Raw genomic sequence first — 17,757 nt, 5'->3', positions numbered from 1 at the left:
AACTGGTGAATATTCACGCTCCCGACACCGATTCACGCGCCCATTCACGCGGCGCCCCACCCTGCCCGAAAACACGCACAGTGACCGCCGTGGCTCGCTGGGAAGGACTACCCGATGGCCAGGAAAGGCAAGAATTCCAGTGGGTGCGGCTGCCTGCTGCTCATCGTCGCGGCACTGGCCGTGATCGCCGCCCGCGGAAACACCAGCCCCGCCGGGGACTACGTCGCGCCCGCCGACGGGAAACTCACCTCCGGATTCGGGGCCCGCTGGGGCACCGCCCACTACGGCATCGACATCGCCAACAAGCCCGGCACCCCCATCCGGGCCGTCACGGCAGGCACGGTGATCGTCGCCGGACCCGCCACCGGCTACGGCCTCTGGATGCAGGTCCGCCACCCGGACGAAACCGTCACCGTCTACGGCCACATGAACACCATCGACCGGCCCAAAGGCAGCGACGTCGCCGCCGGGGAACAGATCGCCACCATCGGCGCCCGCGGCGAGTCCACCGGCCCGCACCTGCACTTCGAGGTCTGGCCCCACGGGCAACGCGCCCAGCGCATCGACCCCGTGCCCTGGCTCGCCGACCGCGGCGTCCATCTCTGAACCGCACTCCACCTCACTGCTGGAAGGACACCACCATGTTCGGTCTCTTCAAAAAGAAGTCCAAGCCCGCCAAGAAGACCAGCGCCCGCAAGGCCGCGCCCCAGCGCGCCACCGCGCGGAAAACCACGGGTGGGAAGAAAGCCACCCCGGCGAAGAAGACGACCCCGCGCACGACGCGGGCGGTGTGCGTGGTGTGCAGGGAACGCACCCAGACCAACACCACCCTCCGGATCTGCGGGCGGAAACGCTGCGCCGCCGAGCTACGGCAGCGTTCCCAGAGCACGCCCACACCCACGCCGACCCCGAGGAAAGCGCCGGCATCCCGCCGCCGGGAGGCGCCGCGCACCCGGACCACACCGCCCGCGGCGGCACCGTCGATGTCGACCCGGGAACTCGCCGCGTGGTGGCAGAACGCCCAGGCGAGCGGGCAACGCGCCCAGATCCGGGACTGGAACCACCACCACCGCCAGTGGCGCGACGAGATCATCCGCAACGCCGCCGCGCTCAACCAGGCCGCCGCGCTGCTGTCCGGGACCGACCGGGCCGCGCTCAACGACATCGCCCGCGCGGCGACGGCCATCACCGACGAGCAGATCAGCCGCGCCGCCGACACCGACACCGCCGCCCGCCGGGCCAGCAGCACCGCCGCCCGCCTCCTGGCCCTCGGTGACCGGCTCACCGCACTCACCGTCAAGAACGAACGAGCCGGGGTCATCCGCGTCACCCGCACCCGCGACACCACCCCACCCGCACCGACCACCGTCACCAACGTCAACCACGCCGCCCCCGGCGCCACGGTCGGCTCCCAGCACGACGTGACGACCAGCCCGCCGCCCGCACGCGGCCAGAGCACCCCGGGCGCCACGACGCGGACACCGCGGGCAACCGGGCAGGCACGGGCGGAAGGACGCGACACCGCTGCCACCCGCTCGCCGAAGGTCCCCCGCAACCCGACACGGACCACCCGCAACGTCGCCTCCGGTGACGACGTCGTCGACCGCCAGATCGGGATCGACCTGCGCCGCGACCACTAGCCCGCACGACACCACGCAAACATCACCAGGGAAGGCAACCGATGAACCCCCACGACCACACCGACATCCTCACCGACGCCCTGACCGTGCTCACCGCCCAGGAGACCCGATGAGCACCCTGCTGGGCACCCCGGACAACTCCCTGCGGGCGGCTGCGCTGGACGCCGCCGCCCGCGGCTGGCCGGTCTTCCCGCTCCGGCCGGGCCGGAAAACACCCGCCGGGCACAACGAATCCGACTGTCCCGGCACCGGTCGATGCACAGGCGGGCATGTCAAGTGGGAGGCCCGCGCCACCCGCGACACCGAGAAGATCCAGGCCGCCTGGACCCACGCGGACTACAACGTCGGGTTGGCCACCGGCCCGGCCGGGCTGTGCGTGGTCGACCTCGACCGGCTCAAGCCCGGTGAGACCGTGCCGGACCGGTGGGCCGACCTCAGCGCGAACAGCGGTGAGGACGTGCTCGCCGCGATCGCGGCCGAAGCCGGGCAGCCGATGCCCGGCGACACCCTGACCGTCCGGACCCCCTCCGGGGGACTGCACCTGTACTACACCGTCCCGGCGGGTGTGGTGCTGCGCAAGACCGAAGGCGACAAGGGCAACGGTCTCGGCTGGAAGATCGACACCCGCGCCTGGGGCGCCTACGTCGTGGCGCCCGGCAGCACCACCCCGCAAGGCCGCTATGAATACCTGCACGACCAGCCGGTCGCGCCCCTGCCCGACTGGCTTGTCCAACGCCTGGCCCCCGCCGAACCGCCCGCCGCGCCCGCGGTGCCGATTCGGCCGGCACTCAGCCGCCGATCCCGGTACCTCAACGCCGCGATCATCGCCGAAGCCGGGAAAGTCGCCGACGCCACCGACAACCGCAACGCCACCCTCTACGCCGCCGCGATCGCACTCGGGCAACTCGTCGCCGGGGGCGCGCTCGGTGCCGACGAGGTGCGGGCAGCGCTGATGACCGCCGCCGGACGGCACATCGGCATCCGCGCATTCACCGCCCGCGAGGCCGACAACACGATCACCTCCGGCCTCCGGGCCGGGGCGAACCGTCCCCGCCGGATCGCCTGAGCACCCGACGCTAGGAGCCTCGTCCATGACTGCCGCCCGCCCGTTGGCCGCTGTGCACACACCGCCCGCCCGCCGCACCCGCTGGACCGACGCGGAACTGATGACCGAGCACTTCCCCGAACCGAAATGGGCCGTCCCCGGCCTGCTGTGCGAGGGAATCAACGTGCTGGCAGGCGCGCCCAAACTGGGCAAGTCATGGATGAGTCTCGGCATCGGTGCCGCGATCGCCAACGGCGACCCCGCCCTCAACGCCATCGACGTCGAACGCGGCCCGGTCCTCTACTGCGCGCTAGAAGACACCGGCCGCCGGTTGCAGCGCCGCCGCAAGCAGATGATCGCCGCCGGTGGCCGCGCCGCACCCCTGCTCACCCTGGAAACCTCCTGCCCGACCATGACCGCGGGCGGTGACGCCGTACTCATCGACTGGCTGGAGGAAAACCCCGGAGCGCGGCTGGTCATCATCGACACCTTCGAGAAAATGCGCGGCAACGACACCACCGGCGGGTCCGCCTACACCTCCGACTACGCCGCCGCCGCCCGGTTCAAAACCCTCGCCGACCACTACGGCGTGCCGTTCCTGCTCATCCACCACGTCCGCAAACAGGGCGCCGATGACTTCCAATCCACCGTGTCCGGCACCAACGGCCTCACCGGAGCCATGGACGCAATCCTCGTACTCGAACGCGGACGCGGACAAGCAGACGGCGTCCTGCACGTCACCGGCCGCGACGTCGAAGAAGCCGACTACGCCATGACCTTCGACGCCACCTCCGGGGCCTGGACCAAACTCGACGGCCCCGCGAGCCAACATCTGGTGAGCGACGGCCGCGCGGACATCCTGCGCCTGCTGGACAAGCACGGGCCACTCAAACCCGCACGGATCGCCGAAGCGCTCGGCCTGGTCCCCAACACCGCCCGCCAAACCTGCAAACGCATGGCCGAAAAAGGCCAGCTGCACGTCGCCAACGACGGCACCTACAGCGTCGTTGGCGAGTGACAGCAGAGACACCCCTGTCTGTCACCACTGTCACCCGTGTCACTCCAAGGCGCTGACCTGGCAAAACGGGAGTGACAACGGAGTGACACCCCCGCACACCTGTCACTCCCGCGGAAGGGGACAGCAGGGAAACCCCGTTCCCTGTCACACCCGTCACCTCTGTCACTCCGAGCCCCTCACCTGCACAAACGTGAGTGACACCTGGGTGACACCCCTTTGGGGTGTCACCCAGGTGTCACCGAGCCGAAAGGACCCGCGCCACATGTTCGCCAGCGCACTCGCCCAGCCGCACGACGCAAAGGGACATCATGGCCACGCCACGCAAGCACATCACTGTCGCCGAGTTCTGCGACGAAATGACTATCTCGCGCCGCACCTTCTACGAATGGCGCAAGACCAGGAAAGCGCCGCCATGCATCAAGCTCCCAAACGGCGAAATCCGCATCCGCCGCATTGACGTCGACAACTGGCTGGACACATGCGAGGAGGCCGCCTGATGCCAACAACGCACAACGTCAAGATCTGGAAAATCGAAGAGTACAAGGGCAAGAGTAAGACCACGTATCGAGTTCGCTGGCTTGTCGACGGCAAGAAGTTTGGACCTTACTTCGCCACGTTCCCTCTGGCTGAAAGCTTCCGCTCCAAGCTGGTGACCGCTGCGCGTGAGGGTGAAGCGTTCGACGCCGAATCTGGCCTTCCTGTATCGCTAGCCCGCAAGACGACGACACAGACGTGGTTTGACTTCGCGTGCTCCTACGCGGACATGAAGTGGCCGGATTCGTCGCCAAAGTACCGGAAATCGCTCGCAGAGTCGTTGATGACCATCACCGTGCCGATGCTGAAAGGGACATCTCTGCCTGAATCGAAGCTTCTCCGGAAGGCACTCAAAACCGCATTCAACTCTAAGGCGCGAGATAGCGATCTCACCCCGGAAATTCGGCACGCTATATCCGCTGCCAGCAAGGCTAGCCGGAACGTGTCTGACCTCGCCAACCCCGAAATACTGCGGTCATTACTGCGCGTCCTGGACCTGAAGTTAGACGGCGAACGCGCGGCAGCAAATACGGTCAGACTGCGGCGAGTGACGCTCGGAAACGCCATCGACTACGCAATCGAAAAGAAGCTTCTCGACACGAACCCGCTGGAAGAGGTGAAGACCAAGAAACGCAATTTCGTGCTGCACGAGGTCGATCCAAAGTCCGTCGCGAACACGATTCAGGGCCGGATGCTCTTGGAAGCGGTCGGCACGGTCGGCAAACCGGGTCCGCCGCTGGTGGCGTTCTTCGGGCTTATGTACTACGCCGCGCTGCGCCCGGAGGAGGTGACCAACCTGAAGAAGCAAAACCTGTCGATTCCGGAGAAGGGTTGGGGTGACATCCACTTGGAGAAAGCGCGACCGGAGGTCGGATCGGAGTGGACGGATTCCGGCACAGCAAACGAGGAAGGTCCGCTCAAGCACCGCGAGGCAGACACGGGGCGGACGGTCCCATGCCCGCCTGCGCTCACCGAGCTGCTGCACAAACACCTGACGGAATTCGGTACCGCCTCGGATGGGCGTCTGTTCCGCGGGGCCCGGGACGGTGGGCGGGTCGGCAGCACTGTCTACGGGAAGGTGTGGGCTGCAGCGCGGGAGCGCGTATTCACCGCTGAGGTGGCCGCTGGTCCCCTTGCTAAGCGGCCGTACGACTTACGCCACGCTGGGGTGTCCACGTGGCTCAATGGCGGCGTAGAAGCTACCCGCGTGGCCAAGTGGGCAGGACACAGCCTCTCGGTGCTGCTGAGGGTCTACGCGAAGTGCCTAGACGGCGGGGAGCAGGCAGCCCGGGACCGGGTGACGAAGGCGCTGGATGGCTGGTGAGGCACTCAGAACGTAGGGGCACATTAGGGGCGGCTAGCCGTCAAACGCTGCCTACGGCTGCACACAACTGCACATAACAAGATCGGCCCCCAGTCCTGGTTTCCCAGGTCAGGGGGCCGATCTTGCTGGTGTGGCGAGTGAGGGATTCGAACCCCCGAAGGCGTAGCCGTCTGATTTACAGTCAGATCCCTTTGGCCGCTCGGGCAACTCGCCGTGGCCGGGCAAGCCCGGTCGAGACGAAAGAATACCCAATGCCGTGGCGGGCCGGTCAACCGGGTTCCGCAGGGCTAGGGTGGAAGCTCCTGACAAGCGAGTACGAGGTGTGAGAACACGTGGCGGATCCCTCTTTCGACGTGGTGAGCAAGGTCGATCGCCAGGAGGTGGACAACGCCCTCAACCAGGCCAGCAAGGAACTCGGTACACGGTTCGACTTCCGGGGTACCGGGACCAAGATCGACTGGTCCGGCGAGGAGGCGATCGCGATCGAGTCGGAGACCGAAGAGCGGGCGCTGGCGGCGGTCGAGGTGTTCAAGGAGAAGCTGATCAAGCGCGGCATCTCCCTGAAGGCCTTCGAGGCGGACGAGCCGGCGTTGTCCGGCAAGATCTACAAGATCGGCGGCAAGATCCTGCAGGGGATCGCGTCGGACAAGGCGAAGCAGATCGCCAAGTTCATCCGCGACGAAGGTCCCAAGGGCGTCCAGGCGCAGATCCAGGGCGACCAGCTGCGGGTGTCCGGCAAGAAGAAGGACCAGCTGCAGGACGTGATCGCCTTGCTCAAGGGCAAGGACTTCGAGATCGCGCTGCAGTTCACGAACTACCGCTGACAGCGGCACCGACAAGGCCACCTTCGGGAGCACCGAAGGTGGCCTTCGTCATACCTAAGACGCGGTGACCGTCCAGGTCCCGTCGCCTTCGAGCGAGACGTACGCGGGGCCGGGCACGGGCACGCTGCCCTTGTAGTCGCCGAGCTGGTTCACGGGGAGATCCGAGTAGTCGCCGCCGTGCACCCACACCGCGGTGTTGCCGTTGCCCTTGGTGGTGACGGCGACCGACGAGACGGCCTCGGGCACGAAGAAGACCACGTCGCGCTTGCCCGAGAGGGCCTTGCCCGGCTCCAGCACGGGCAGGCCGCTTTCGTCGGTGATGGTCAGCGTCCAGGCGGCGTTGGCCTTGATGGTGAACGTCTTCGCCTGGTAGCCGGGCATGTCGTTGATCCACTGCGTGCCCTTGTAGGGCCCGGCGTCGTTGACGATCAGCTCGTGCTCGGTGTTGACCGCGACGTGCCCGGAACACTTCGGACAGTCGAAGGTCACGAAGCCGAGGCGCATCGGCCAGGTCGTGGGGACCGACGCGTTCCCCTTGCCCGAATGCTTCTCCACCGGCTGGGGGCCGGGTGGCGGGGTGGTGGTGGACGTCGGCGGCGGTGTGGGAGTCGCCGAAGGTGAGCGCAGGCCGTCCGCCGCGGCCCGCGGGACGACGCGGCCCGTGTTCGGCGGCGAGCAGGCCAGCAGGCCCGCGGTCAGCAGCACGGCACTCGCGGCCGCGCACAAGCGCCTGATCACGTACGTCCCCCTAGATGGTCACTCCTGGGATCTTCGCGGGCCGATAGCCCAGCGTTACCGGGCCACCCGGCCGAGCGATTCACGCCACTCGGGCGTGGGTTTCTTCCGCAACGCCTTCTCTGGAGTCCGAAATGGACAAATGCCCGTGTTGTAATCCGGCGATCGCGTTCAAGGAAGGTTCCGATGAAGCGCCGTTTCAGCTCCGCACTCGCCCTAGCGCTGTCACTCACCGTGATCGCGTCGCTGTTCACCTCCGCGCAGGCCGCGGAACGGCAACAGCTCGTGCCCGGCTACGGCTCGTACGCACGGCTGATCCGCCTGGAGCATTCCGCGATCGGCCGCGGCCGCATCCTCGCGTCGCTGACCAGCGAAGACGGCAGCGGCAAGTTCACCCCGATCATGGAAAGCACCGACGAGGGGCAGAGCTTCCACAAGATCGGCGAGGTCCGCGACCGCGACGGCCGCTACGGCATGTGCTGCGGAACGCTGTACGAGCTGCCGCAGCGGGTCGGCAGGCTTCGCGCGGGCACCCTGCTGTGGGCCGCGAGTTACCGTCAGGACGCCGGTCCGCAGCGGCGGATCGGCATCAAGATCTGGTACAGCCGGGACGCGGGACGCAGCTGGTCCTTCCTGTCCGAGGCCGCCCGCTCCCACAACCACGACGGCATCTGGGAGCCGGAGTTCGTCGTCGACGCGGGCGGCACGCTGTGGCTGCACTACGCCGACGAGACCGAGGCGCCGCAGTTCGCGCAGGTGATGAACCGGGTCGCCTCCACGGACGGGGTGCACTGGGGCACCAAGCAGCGCACGATGGCCATCCCGCCCCACCGGGTGCGGCCGGGGATGCCGATCATCCGCAGGCTCCCCGACGGCCGGTACTACCTGGCCTACGAGATCTGCAACTACGGCAACCGCTACTGCGACCCGTACTTCAAGATCTCCTCCGACGGCGCCAACTGGGGCGATCCTCTCGATCCCGGCACCCGCGTCACCACCGCGAGCGGCAACTACTTCCAGCACGCCCAGACGATCACGCTGTTCCCCGGCGGCCCGACCGGCGTGCGGCTGGTGATGGTCGGGCAGATCTACACCAACGCCGCCGGGGACCCGCAGCCCAAGAACGGCCAGGTCCTGCTGGCGAACGACAACTTCGGCGCCGGGAACTGGTACGAGCTGCCCGCTCCCGTGCACATCACCGGCATCCACAACAACTTCTGCCCCAACTACAGCTCGACCCTGCTGCCGGTCGACGGCGGCAAGAACGTGCTGCAGATCTCCACCGAGTACAACCTGGGCTGCAAGGCGTATTTCGCGAAGGGCCCCGCGTTCTGATCCACCCGGTAGTGTGAGCCGTCGAGCGAACGGCTACGAAGCGGGGGCTGAGGATGAAGGGCATCGTGCTGGCCGGGGGCAGTGGGACGCGGCTGCATCCCATCACCCAGGCGGTCTCGAAACAGCTGCTGCCGGTCTACGACAAACCGATGATTTACTACCCGATCTCGGTGCTGATGTTCGCCGGGATCCGCGAAATCCTGATCATCTCGACCCCCGTCGACCTGCCGCACTTCCGCAGGCTGCTCGGCGACGGCAGCCAGTTCGGGCTCAGCTTCACCTACGCCGAGCAGGCCGCCCCCAACGGACTGGCCGAGGCGTTCGTCATCGGCGCGGACTTCATCGGCGATGACGACGTCGCGCTCGTGCTCGGCGACAACATCTTCTACGGCCAGGGGTTCTCCAGCCGGTTGCAGGCCGCCGTGACCGCGCTCGACGGCTGCGTGCTGTTCGGCTACCCGGTCAAGGATCCGCAGCGCTACGGCGTCGGCGAGATCGGCGCCGACGGCAAGCTCCTCTCCATCGAGGAGAAGCCCGAGAAGCCGAAGTCGAACAAGGCCATCACCGGCCTGTACTTCTACGACAACCAGGTCGTCGAGATCGCCCGTGACCTCAAGCCCTCGCCTCGTGGCGAGCTCGAGATCACGGACGTCAACCTCGCCTACCTGCGGCAGGACCGCGCGACCCTGGTGGACCTCGGCCGCGGGTTCGCCTGGCTCGACACCGGCACGCACGACTCGCTGCTCGAAGCGGGCCAGTTCGTGCAGGTCCTCGAACACCGGACGGGCGTCCGGATCGCCTGTCTCGAAGAGGTCGCGCTGCGAATGGGCTTCATCGACGCGGACCAGTGCTTCGCGCTCGGCGCGAAGCTGGCGAAGTCCGGCTACGGCGAATACCTGATGAACGTCGCGCGCACCCAGGGCGCTACCGGCTGAACAAGTGCTCCCGCAGGGTGTCGCCGGTGTAATCCGTCCGGAAGACACCCAGCTCCTGCAGGTGGGGAACGACGTCGTCGACGAACGCGTCCAGCCCGCCCGGGGTCAGATGCGGCACCAGCACGAAGCCGTCGGCGGCGTCACTCTGGACGTACTCGTTCACCGAGTCCGCGACCTGACGGGCGGTGCCGACGAACTGCTGGCGCGCGGTCACCTCGATGACCAGTTCGCGGATCGAAAGCTTCTTCTCCTCCGCGATCGCCCGCCATTTCGCGGCCACGGCCAGCGGATCCTTCTCGTGCCGGACGCGGCCCCAGGTCAGCGGTTCGGCGTCGGGATCCGGGTCGACCTCGGGTAGCGGGCCGTCGGCGTCGTAGGCGGAGAGGTCGCGGCTCCAGACCTGTTCGAGGAACTGGATCGCGGTGGCGGGACGCACCTGCTGATAGCGGATCTCGCGTGCGTACTCGTGCGCGTCCTCCTCGGTGTCGCCGAGGACGAACGTCGCGGCGGGCATGATCAGCAGCTCGCCGGGCTCGCGGCCGTGGGCGGGCAGCCGCCGTTTGACGTCGGCGAAGAACTCCTTGCCGCTTTCCAGCGAACCGTGGCGGCTGAAGATGACGTCGGCGGTCTTGGCCGCGAACTCCCTGCCCTCGTCGGAATCCCCGGCCTGGATGACGATCGGCTGTCCTTGCGGCGTCCTCGGGACGGTGAACTCGCCGCGGATGTCGAACTGCGGTCCACTGTGGACGAAGCGGTCGATGCCGCGGGCGAAGACGCCGTTCTCCTTGTCCCCCACCAGCGCGTCGGGCGCCCAGCTGTCCCAGAGTTCCCGGACTGTGGCGAGGAATTCCTCGGCGCGGCGGTAGCGGTCCTCGCGTTTCAGGAAGCCGCCGCGCCGGAAGTTCTGCCCCGTCCACGCGTCCGGTGAGGTGACGACGTTCCACGCGGCGCGACCGCCGGAGAGGTGGTCGATGCTCGCGACCTGCCGCGCGACCTCGTAAGGCTCGTTGAAGGTCGAGGACAGTGTTCCGGCGAGGCCGAGGCGGGTGGTGACCGCGGAGAGCGCGGCCAGGACGGTGGTGGTGTTCGGCCGCCCGACGACGTCGGAGTCGAGGATCTCGCCCGCGTGCTCGCGCAGGCGCAGCCCTTCGGCGAGGAACAGGAAGTCGAACTTGCCCCGCTCGGCGGTGCGCGCGAGATGCTCGAAGGACGAAAAGTCGATTTGGCTACCCGAACGCGGGTCGCTCCACACGGTCGTGTTGTTGACGCCGGGGAAATGGGCGGCGAGTTTGACCTGCTTGGGCATCTGTCACGCCTCCGCGTACTGGTTGGCTGCGACCCCGAGGCCGAGATGGTCGCGCAGGGTGGTGCCGGTGTAGGCCTGCCGGAACACGCCCGCCGCCTGGAGCGCGGGGACGGTCTCGGCGGTGAAGAGCGCCAGATCGTCGGGCAGGACGGCGGGCCTGATGTGGAAGCCGTCGAGACCGCTCGCGGCGGCGAGGCGGGGCAATTCGGCGGCGAGGTCGGCCGGGGTGCCGGTGAAGCTGAGCCCGCCGGTCGGGAAGGGGGCGTACGCCTCCAGCGCGCGACGGCGGCCGATGGCCGCCTGCTCGGTCTCGGCGAGCACGATCGACAGGCCCGCCAGGAGTTTGGCGGCCGGGAAGCGCACGCGGGCGTCCCGGACCTCGTCGATCAGGACGACCTCGGCGCCGTGCGCGTACGGCGAATCGCCGTACACCGCGACGACGGGGTGGCCTTGCGGCGGGCGCGGCGTGATCGAAGGTCCCTTGACGCTGAAGAAGCGGCCTTCGAAGTCGACGTAGTGCAGCTTCTCGCGATCGATGAAGCGGCCTGTCGACTCGTCGCGGATGATCGCGCCGTCCTCCCAGCTGTCCCAGAGCCGGGCGATGACGTCGACGACCTCGGCGTTCTCCGCTTCGGCGTCCACCTCGGACGGCAGCGTGCGCCTGCCGAAGTGCGTGACCTCGGCTTCGGTGCGCGAAGGCACCGCGAGAACGCCGGCGCGGCCACGGCTCGCGAAGTCGAGCGAAGCGACGGCCGTCGAGAGGTGGAACGGCTCGGTGTGCGTGGTGGTGACCGTCGGGACGAGGCCGATTCCGCTGGTCACGGGGGCTATCGCGGCGAAGGTCAACAACGCGTCGAGCCTGCCTCGGACGACCTCTTCGCCTCCTGGTTGGAGCGCGAGAGTGTCGTCGAGGGTGACGAAGTCGAGCGAAGCCGCTTCGGCGAGCTTCGCGTGGGCTAGGTAGTGGGCGGCGGTGAACAAGGCTGCCGGGCGGACGCCGGAAACCCGCCAGGCGGCCGGATGCTGCCCGGCCCCGTCGAGCGCGACCCCGAGGTGCAACTGCTGTGCGGAACCCATGCCCGGGGAACTCCCGCACCCACCCCTCGATTCCCCCTCCCACGAGGTGGGACACCCTCCCCGCAATTCGTCCTCTAGATGCGGGGGTGGCGGGCCATTTCTTCCAGGCGCCGGATGCGTTCGTCCATGGGCGGGTGGGTCGAGAAGAGCTTCGAGAGGCCCTCGCCCGGCTTGAACGGGTTCGCGATCATGAGGTGCGACTGCGAGACCAGCTTCGGCTCCGGCACGAGCGGCGCCGCACGGGTCCCCCGGTCGAGTTTCCGCAGCGCCGACGCCAGGCCGAGCGGGTCACCGGTGAGCTCCGCGCCCGACGCGTCGGCCTGGTACTCCCTCGACCGGCTCACCCCGAGTTTCACGATCGCGGCCGCGATCGGCCCGATCAGCACCAGGAGCAGCGCGACCAGCGGGCTGTCGCCGTCCTCACGGTCGTTGCCGCCGAAGATGCTCGCGAACATCGCGATGTTGGCGATCACGCTGATCACGCTCGCCAGCGCGCCCGCGACACACGAAATGAGGATGTCGCGGTTGTAGACATGCGACAGTTCGTGCCCGAGCACGGCCCGCAGTTCGCGCTCGTCGAGCAGGTCGAGGATGCCGGTCGTGCAGCACACCGCCGCGTGCCGGGGGCTGCGGCCGGTGGCGAAGGCGTTCGGCGCCTGAGTGGGGCTGATGTAGAGCCTCGGCATCGGCTGACGCGCCGTGGTCGCCAATTCCCGCACGATCCGGTACATCGCCGGCTGCTCGGCCTCGGAAACCGCCCGGGCGCGCATCGCCCGCAGCGCCAGGTTGTCGGAGTTGAAGTACGCGTAGGCGTTGACCGCCAGCGCCACCACCAGGCCGATGACCAGCGCGCCTCGTCCGAAGAAACCGCTGATCCCGACGATGAGCGCGGACAGCGCGCCGAGCAGGACGACGGTCTTCAGCCCGTTCTGGTGTTTGTGCACGGCGTCCTGCTCCTTTCTTTCTCCGAGGTGGGGGCAAAGGGAGGTTACCCACCGGAAACAACGCGATCGGGGGATGCGAAGTTCCTTCGCCCGGACGAACCGCGGGTTATCGTCAAGTTCCGGAACGATCATGGGGAGGCGCCTGTGCGAGGACCCGAACTGAGCCGCCGAGCCCTGCTCACGCTGGCCGCGGCCGGCGCTTCCGCGGTCGCCTTCGCTCCGGCGGCCAGAGCCGAAAAGGTCCTCCTCGTCGAGGTCGGGGGCACCCCGGAGGCGGTCGCGGTGAATTCCGTCACCGGCTTCGCCTACCTCTCGGACCCGTCGACAGGCACGGTCGTCGTCCTCGACTCGCGGAGCGGCACCGTCGGCGCGGTGATCCCGGTCGGCGGCGAGCCCGCCGGCCTGGCCGTGGACACCGTGACCAACCGGATCTTCGTCACGAACCCGCCCGCCGGGACCGTCCTCGTCATCGACGGGATGAGCAACGACGTCGTCAGCGTCATCCCCGCCGGCCCCGGCGCGTCCAGGGTCGACGTCGACGAGCAGGCGAACCGCATCTACGCGGTCAGCGACCTCACCGGGACGCTCGCCGTCCTCGACGGCGTCGGCTGCCGCCTGCTGAAACTGGTCCCCGGGCCCACGCCCGGGCTGTCCTCGATCGCGGTGGACGGCGGCCGCAAACTCGCCTACGCCACCAGCACGCGCACGGACTCCCTCGAAATCTTCGATCTCGGCGCCGAGCGGTTCACCGGCGGGATCCCGGTCGGCAAGTCACCGACCGGGATCACCGTGCACCGCGGGAGCGGAACGGTGTTCGTCGCGAATTCGGCGATCCATCATCTGTCCGTTGTGGACCCGGGCGCGCGCAAGGAGAAAGCGACCGTGCTCCTGCGCTCGGAATCGTCGGCGGTCGCGGTCCACCAGGGCACTAACACCGTGTACGCCAACGGCGGCCCCAACGGCGTCGCCCGGATCGACGGCGTGACGAACCTGCTCACCGGTGATCTGTCACTGGGCGTGAACCCCGGCGCGGTCGCGATCGACCAGCGCACCAAAACGGTGTACGTGACGGATCCCTTGCGCGGCAGGGTTTCCTTGATCAGGGACTTCTGAGTTCTCACGTGGAGTAACTCCGGGTACATCCCGGTCGCGGAAAAGCTCTGACGGCACTCGCCCGCCCCGCCATCCACGGGCATGATGGCGGGGTGAGCGAGTACGAATTGCGTGGCGGACTGCAACCGGACGTGTCGGCCGTGGCCGCCGTACTGGCACACCACGGTGTCGAAGGGCCGGACGGGACGGCGCCCAGCGAGGCGCTGATCTTCGCCGTGTCCGGCGGGATCGGCGCGGGTTACATCCTGTGGGACTTCGCGCACGAGTCGATGTCGACCATCGTGTTCGGTTTCCGTGCGCGCTGGCAATATCCGCACGACTGGCTCAAGTCCACAATGGACCGACTCGGGCTCGGCGTGGACATCCACACCACCGGCGGCAAACGCGCCGCCGCGAAACGGCTCACCGCCGACCTCGAGGCGGGGAGGCCGGTGATCGTCCTCCCCGACCGTGAGTCGCTCGGTTACTGGCACCTGCCGCCGGAGATGTCCGGCGGTGGCGGGCATCTCGTCGTCGCGTACGGCGAAGAGGACGGCCGGGTGCTCGTCGACGACCGGAACCTCGCCCCGCTGACGGTCGACCGGAAGACGTTCGACTCCGCACGCGCCCGGGTCGGCTCGTACAAGAACCTGCTCGCGACGCCCCGGCCCGGTGAGGTCGCCGACTGGCGCGCGGCCGTCCGCGGCGGGCTGACGGACTGCGCGCGGAACCTCTCGGCGCCGTCGAAGTCGTTCTCGCTGCCCGCCTGGGGACGTTGGGCGAAGGCGATGACCGACGACCGCGATCCCAAGGGGTGGCCGCGCGCGTTCGGCGAGCGGCGCGGGCTCGTCGGGGCGCTCCTCAACGTCTGGGAAAGCATCACCCCGGCCGGGGCGGAGGGCGGGCACCTGCGCGGGCTGTTCGCCGACGCGCTCACCGAGGCCTCCGGCCTGCTCGAACTGCCCGAGCTGGCCGAGCTGGCGTCCACCTGGCGAGAGATCGGGGAACGCTGGGCCGAACTGGCCGAAGCCGCCGTTCCGGCGTCGACAGCGGAGTTCGCCTGGGTGCGGGGGCTGGTCAGCGCGGTGTCCGCGGGCGTCCGCGAGGGCGACGCGGGGCAGGAGGCGGCCGCGGCGGCGGGCGAGGAGATGTGGAAGCTGCGCGCGCACTACAACGACGAGATGCCGTTCACCGACGTCGAGGTCGGTGACCTCTTCTCCAGGATGGGCACGCTGATCCGGGACATCCACACCGCCGAGACCGCCGCGATCCGCGAGCTTTCCGAAACCCTGGTGGAGTGAACCCGGGCCGATGTCCGTTGCGCCGCGCGGCCGGATCACCGCGCGATCGTTGAAGATCCATTTCGTGGAAGCGCAGGTCGCGATGCTCGACCCGCTGCGCGAACGGGTCTTCCAAACGGAAGGACCGACCTATCTGATCGCGAAGCACAACGTCAGCTACGTGCGGCGGCTGACGTTCCGCGACCATCCGGTCGAGGTGGAGACCGGATGGTCGGCCGGATCGGGACCTGTGACGTCGTGGTGAACAGCAGGCTGCGTGACGAGGGTGCGATCTACGCGCGCTGCCGCACCATCTGGGTCGCGTGCACCCTGCCCGAGGGCAGCACCCGGCGCCTCGATGAAGAGGAATGCACGCGGCTGACGCGGTTCATCGGGACGATCGACGAAATCCCCGCCGCCCGCTGAATCGACTTTTTAACCGTTAATGCTCCATTTCCCGCAACACCGGAAAACGGCTGGGCCGTTCAGGGGCTGATCATCACGCTTTTCGGCCGGTACCTTCGAAAGACCTCTCCCCCCTGCAGAGTCCCCGGAGGTATTTCATGCCACGGCCGAAGTCTGTCCGCTTTCTCGCGCCCCTGGTCGGCGCGCTCCTCCTGACGAGCGGGGTGGCCGTCGCCGCCCCGTCCGGCGAAGATCCGCAATTCATCCGTCTGGCCAGCAGGACCTTCGATCCGCTCAGCGAGCGGACGGCCGCGAGCCAGGACTGGAAGGGCGCCTACCTGCTCCAGGTCCGTGGTTCACTGACCGACACACAGCGCGAGCGACTGCGGTCGCTCGGCGTGCGAATCGGGACCTACATTCCCGATTTCGCCTACGTGGTCCGGCTGAAGCCGGAGAACCGTGAATCGGTCGCGAAATTGAATTTCGTCCGCTGGCTCGGCGAATACCGGCCGGACGACAAGGTGGAGATCTCGCTGGCCGGGACGGGCAGCTATCTGGTGACGCTGGTCGAAACCGACCCGCGGGACCAGCGCGCGGTCGCCGAGCGGATCCTGCGGCTCGGCGGCGGCATCGAGGCGATCTCGCAGAGCGGGCAGCACCTCGTCGCGAAGCTCGGCTCCGGCCAGGCCGCCACCGTGGCGCAGGGTGCCGAGGTGCTCGCGGTCGGCGCGATCACCGCGCCAGGGACCGACATGGCGAACGCGCGGGAAAGCAGCGGCGCGAACTACATCGAGAGCGTCGGCGGCTACCGCGGTCAGGGGGTGCGCGGCGAGGTGATGGACGGCGGTCTGCGCGCCACCCACCAGGAGTTCAAGGCACGGCCGACCGTGCTGCACGGCACGAACTCGACCGACACCAGCCACGGCACCTCGACGTACGGCCAGATCTTCGCCTCCGGCGTGAGCGCGCCGCAGCGTGGCCTGCTGCCCGAGGCCCAGGGCATCTTCGCCACCTACAACAAGCCGGACCGCTACGCCCACACCAAGGAACTGGTCGACGCGAACGGCAAGTACCGCGCGGTGTTCCAGAGCAACAGCTGGGGCGGTGGGCTGACGACGGCGTACAACTCGGTTTCGGCCGAGCTCGACCGCATCGTTTTCGACCACGACCTGCTGATCTGCCAGTCGCAGAGCAACGCGGGGAGCCAGCAGTCGCGGCCGCAGGCCTGGTCGAAGAACGTGCTCTCGGTCGGCGGGCAGTACCACTACAACACGCTGGGCCGCACCGACGACAAGTGGAACGGCGGCGCGAGCATCGGCCCGGCCGCCGACGGCCGGATCAAGCCGGAGCTGTCGAACTACTACGACCGGATCGACACCACGTCGTCCGGAAGTGACACCTCGTACACGACGTCGTTCGGCGGCACGAGCGGCGCGACGCCGATCACCTGCGGGAACGCCGGCCTGCTGTTCCAGATGTGGGCCGACGGCGTGTTCGACGGCGGCCCCGGCAAGGGCCGCGACGTCTTCACCAGCCGCCCGCACGCCGCGACCGCGAAGGCGCTGCTGATCAACGGGGCCGACCAGTTCGCGTTCACCGGCACCTCGCACGACATGACCAGGACGCACCAGGGCTGGGGTACCGCGAACGTGCGCTACCTGCACGAACAGGCCAAGGCGAACGGCTGGAAGCTGCCGGTGCTGGTCAACGAGACGGATCTGCTGGGCACCGGGCAGTCCAAGAAGTACACGGTCGCGGTGAACGGGACCAAGCAGTTCAAGGCGACGCTGGCCTACACCGACCCGGCGGGCTCGCCGAGCGCGTCGGTCACCCGGGTCAACGACCTGACGCTGAAGGTCACCGCTCCGAACGGGACCGTGTACTACGGCAACAACGGGCTGAAGGCGGGCAATTTCTCGACCGCGGGCGGGGCGCCGAACACCATCGACACGGTGGAGAACGTGATCCTCGAGAAGCCCGCCGCGGGCACTTGGACGGTGGAGGTCGTGGCGACGCAGGTGAACGCCGACGGTCACCCGGAGACGTCGGCGACCGACGCGGACTACGCGTTGGTGGTTTCTTGACGGTGTGAGGGGCGCCACTGCGGCGGCGTGCTTCTGGCGCTTCTGCTTTGCGCGTGAAGGCCCCCTTCCCTCGGCTGAGCCGAGGGAAGGGGGCCTTCACGCGGGTATCGGGGGTGACGGAGAGCGGTCGGTCCAGGGGGTCGTGAGTGGCGTTTCGGCTTAGAACCCGAATCGCCACT

General features: G+C 68.3%; 18 protein-coding genes and 1 tRNA gene. 14 read left to right on the top strand and 5 right to left on the bottom strand.

The window, feature by feature from the left end; genetic code table 11:
• Positions 1 to 114 precede the first annotated feature (114 nt).
• The 6 genes from ACZ5IK_RS08395 to ACZ5IK_RS08370 all read left to right on the top strand — a co-directional run bounded on the left by ACZ5IK_RS08395 (position 115) and on the right by ACZ5IK_RS08370 (position 5,561).
• Entirely contained in the window at positions 115 to 606 is a 492-nt protein-coding gene (locus tag ACZ5IK_RS08395) for a M23 family metallopeptidase (RefSeq protein ID WP_465487146.1), read from the top strand.
• Between the two features lie 35 nt (positions 607 to 641).
• Positions 642 to 1,640 (top strand): hypothetical protein, encoded by a 999-nt coding sequence (locus ACZ5IK_RS08390; RefSeq protein WP_465487145.1) that lies wholly within the window; start codon positions 642 to 644, stop codon positions 1,638 to 1,640.
• Positions 1,641 to 1,749: 109 nt separating this feature from the next.
• Positions 1,750 to 2,706, top strand: coding sequence for a bifunctional DNA primase/polymerase (locus tag ACZ5IK_RS08385; protein WP_465487144.1), 957 nt, complete (start codon positions 1,750 to 1,752; stop codon positions 2,704 to 2,706).
• Between the two features lie 25 nt (positions 2,707 to 2,731).
• Positions 2,732 to 3,703 (top strand): AAA family ATPase, encoded by a 972-nt coding sequence (locus tag ACZ5IK_RS08380; protein ID WP_465487143.1) that lies wholly within the window; start codon positions 2,732 to 2,734, stop codon positions 3,701 to 3,703.
• Between the two features lie 308 nt (positions 3,704 to 4,011).
• Positions 4,012 to 4,200 (top strand): helix-turn-helix transcriptional regulator, encoded by a 189-nt coding sequence (locus ACZ5IK_RS08375; RefSeq protein WP_465487142.1) that lies wholly within the window; start codon positions 4,012 to 4,014, stop codon positions 4,198 to 4,200.
• Complete coding sequence (locus tag ACZ5IK_RS08370; RefSeq protein WP_465487141.1) at positions 4,200 to 5,561, top strand: tyrosine-type recombinase/integrase; 1,362 nt, start codon at positions 4,200 to 4,202, stop codon at positions 5,559 to 5,561. The genes ACZ5IK_RS08375 and ACZ5IK_RS08370 overlap by 1 nt, the downstream gene beginning before the upstream one ends.
• Positions 5,562 to 5,692: 131 nt before the next feature.
• Here ACZ5IK_RS08370 and ACZ5IK_RS08365 read toward each other — a convergent pair.
• A tRNA-Tyr gene (locus ACZ5IK_RS08365) sits at positions 5,693 to 5,774 on the bottom strand.
• Positions 5,775 to 5,893: 119 nt separating this feature from the next.
• Between ACZ5IK_RS08365 and ACZ5IK_RS08360 the strand changes: the two genes are divergently transcribed.
• Positions 5,894 to 6,385 (top strand): YajQ family cyclic di-GMP-binding protein, encoded by a 492-nt coding sequence (locus tag ACZ5IK_RS08360; protein ID WP_007030975.1) that lies wholly within the window; start codon positions 5,894 to 5,896, stop codon positions 6,383 to 6,385.
• A gap of 54 nt (positions 6,386 to 6,439) precedes the next feature.
• On the opposite strand, the gene ACZ5IK_RS08355 is transcribed toward ACZ5IK_RS08360, so the two are convergent.
• Entirely contained in the window at positions 6,440 to 7,123 is a 684-nt protein-coding gene (locus tag ACZ5IK_RS08355) for a hypothetical protein (RefSeq protein ID WP_465487140.1), read from the bottom strand.
• Between the two features lie 183 nt (positions 7,124 to 7,306).
• Between ACZ5IK_RS08355 and ACZ5IK_RS08350 the strand changes: the two genes are divergently transcribed.
• Together ACZ5IK_RS08350 and rfbA are read left to right on the top strand one after the other, a co-directional pair.
• Complete coding sequence (locus tag ACZ5IK_RS08350; protein WP_465487139.1) at positions 7,307 to 8,455, top strand: sialidase family protein; 1,149 nt, start codon at positions 7,307 to 7,309, stop codon at positions 8,453 to 8,455.
• Positions 8,456 to 8,508: 53 nt separating this feature from the next.
• Positions 8,509 to 9,390: a glucose-1-phosphate thymidylyltransferase RfbA gene (rfbA, locus tag ACZ5IK_RS08345; protein WP_101612110.1), complete on the top strand. Its 882-nt coding sequence runs from the start codon at positions 8,509 to 8,511 to the stop codon at positions 9,388 to 9,390.
• Here rfbA and ACZ5IK_RS08340 read toward each other — a convergent pair.
• From ACZ5IK_RS08340 to htpX, 3 genes are all read right to left on the bottom strand, one after another.
• Positions 9,380 to 10,696 carry an NtaA/DmoA family FMN-dependent monooxygenase gene (locus tag ACZ5IK_RS08340; protein ID WP_465487138.1) on the bottom strand — a complete coding sequence of 439 codons (1,317 nt, stop codon included), beginning with the start codon at positions 10,694 to 10,696 and terminating at the stop codon, positions 9,380 to 9,382. The two genes, rfbA and ACZ5IK_RS08340, sit on opposite strands and share 11 nt — an antisense overlap.
• Before the next feature lie 3 nt (positions 10,697 to 10,699).
• Positions 10,700 to 11,773 carry an LLM class flavin-dependent oxidoreductase gene (locus tag ACZ5IK_RS08335; protein ID WP_465487137.1) on the bottom strand — a complete coding sequence of 358 codons (1,074 nt, stop codon included), beginning with the start codon at positions 11,771 to 11,773 and terminating at the stop codon, positions 10,700 to 10,702.
• 74 nt (positions 11,774 to 11,847) lie between these two features.
• Entirely contained in the window at positions 11,848 to 12,717 is an 870-nt protein-coding gene (htpX, locus tag ACZ5IK_RS08330) for a zinc metalloprotease HtpX (protein WP_465487136.1), read from the bottom strand.
• Positions 12,718 to 12,861: 144 nt separating this feature from the next.
• Here htpX and ACZ5IK_RS08325 point away from each other — a divergent pair, with 144 nt between their 5' ends.
• The 5 genes from ACZ5IK_RS08325 (at position 12,862) to ACZ5IK_RS08305 (ending at position 17,578) form a co-directional block, all read left to right on the top strand.
• On the top strand, positions 12,862 to 13,830 hold the full coding sequence (locus ACZ5IK_RS08325) for a YncE family protein (RefSeq protein ID WP_465487135.1): 969 nt from the start codon (positions 12,862 to 12,864) through the stop codon (positions 13,828 to 13,830).
• 92 nt (positions 13,831 to 13,922) lie between these two features.
• Positions 13,923 to 15,110, top strand: a complete 1,188-nt coding sequence (locus ACZ5IK_RS08320) for a BtrH N-terminal domain-containing protein (protein ID WP_465487134.1) — start codon at positions 13,923 to 13,925, stop codon at positions 15,108 to 15,110.
• 10 nt (positions 15,111 to 15,120) lie between these two features.
• Complete coding sequence (locus ACZ5IK_RS08315) at positions 15,121 to 15,354, top strand: hypothetical protein (RefSeq protein WP_465487133.1); 234 nt, start codon at positions 15,121 to 15,123, stop codon at positions 15,352 to 15,354.
• Positions 15,318 to 15,515: a hypothetical protein gene (locus ACZ5IK_RS08310; protein ID WP_465487132.1), complete on the top strand. Its 198-nt coding sequence runs from the start codon at positions 15,318 to 15,320 to the stop codon at positions 15,513 to 15,515. The genes ACZ5IK_RS08315 and ACZ5IK_RS08310 overlap by 37 nt, the downstream gene beginning before the upstream one ends.
• Before the next feature lie 137 nt (positions 15,516 to 15,652).
• Entirely contained in the window at positions 15,653 to 17,578 is a 1,926-nt protein-coding gene (locus ACZ5IK_RS08305) for a S8 family serine peptidase (protein WP_465487131.1), read from the top strand.
• Positions 17,579 to 17,757 lie beyond the last annotated feature (179 nt).

The sequence above is a fragment of the Amycolatopsis sp. NPDC031561 genome (genome assembly GCF_055580625.1).
Note: the sequence above shows the minus strand (reverse complement) of the source record. Positions and strands in the feature narration are given on the sequence as shown.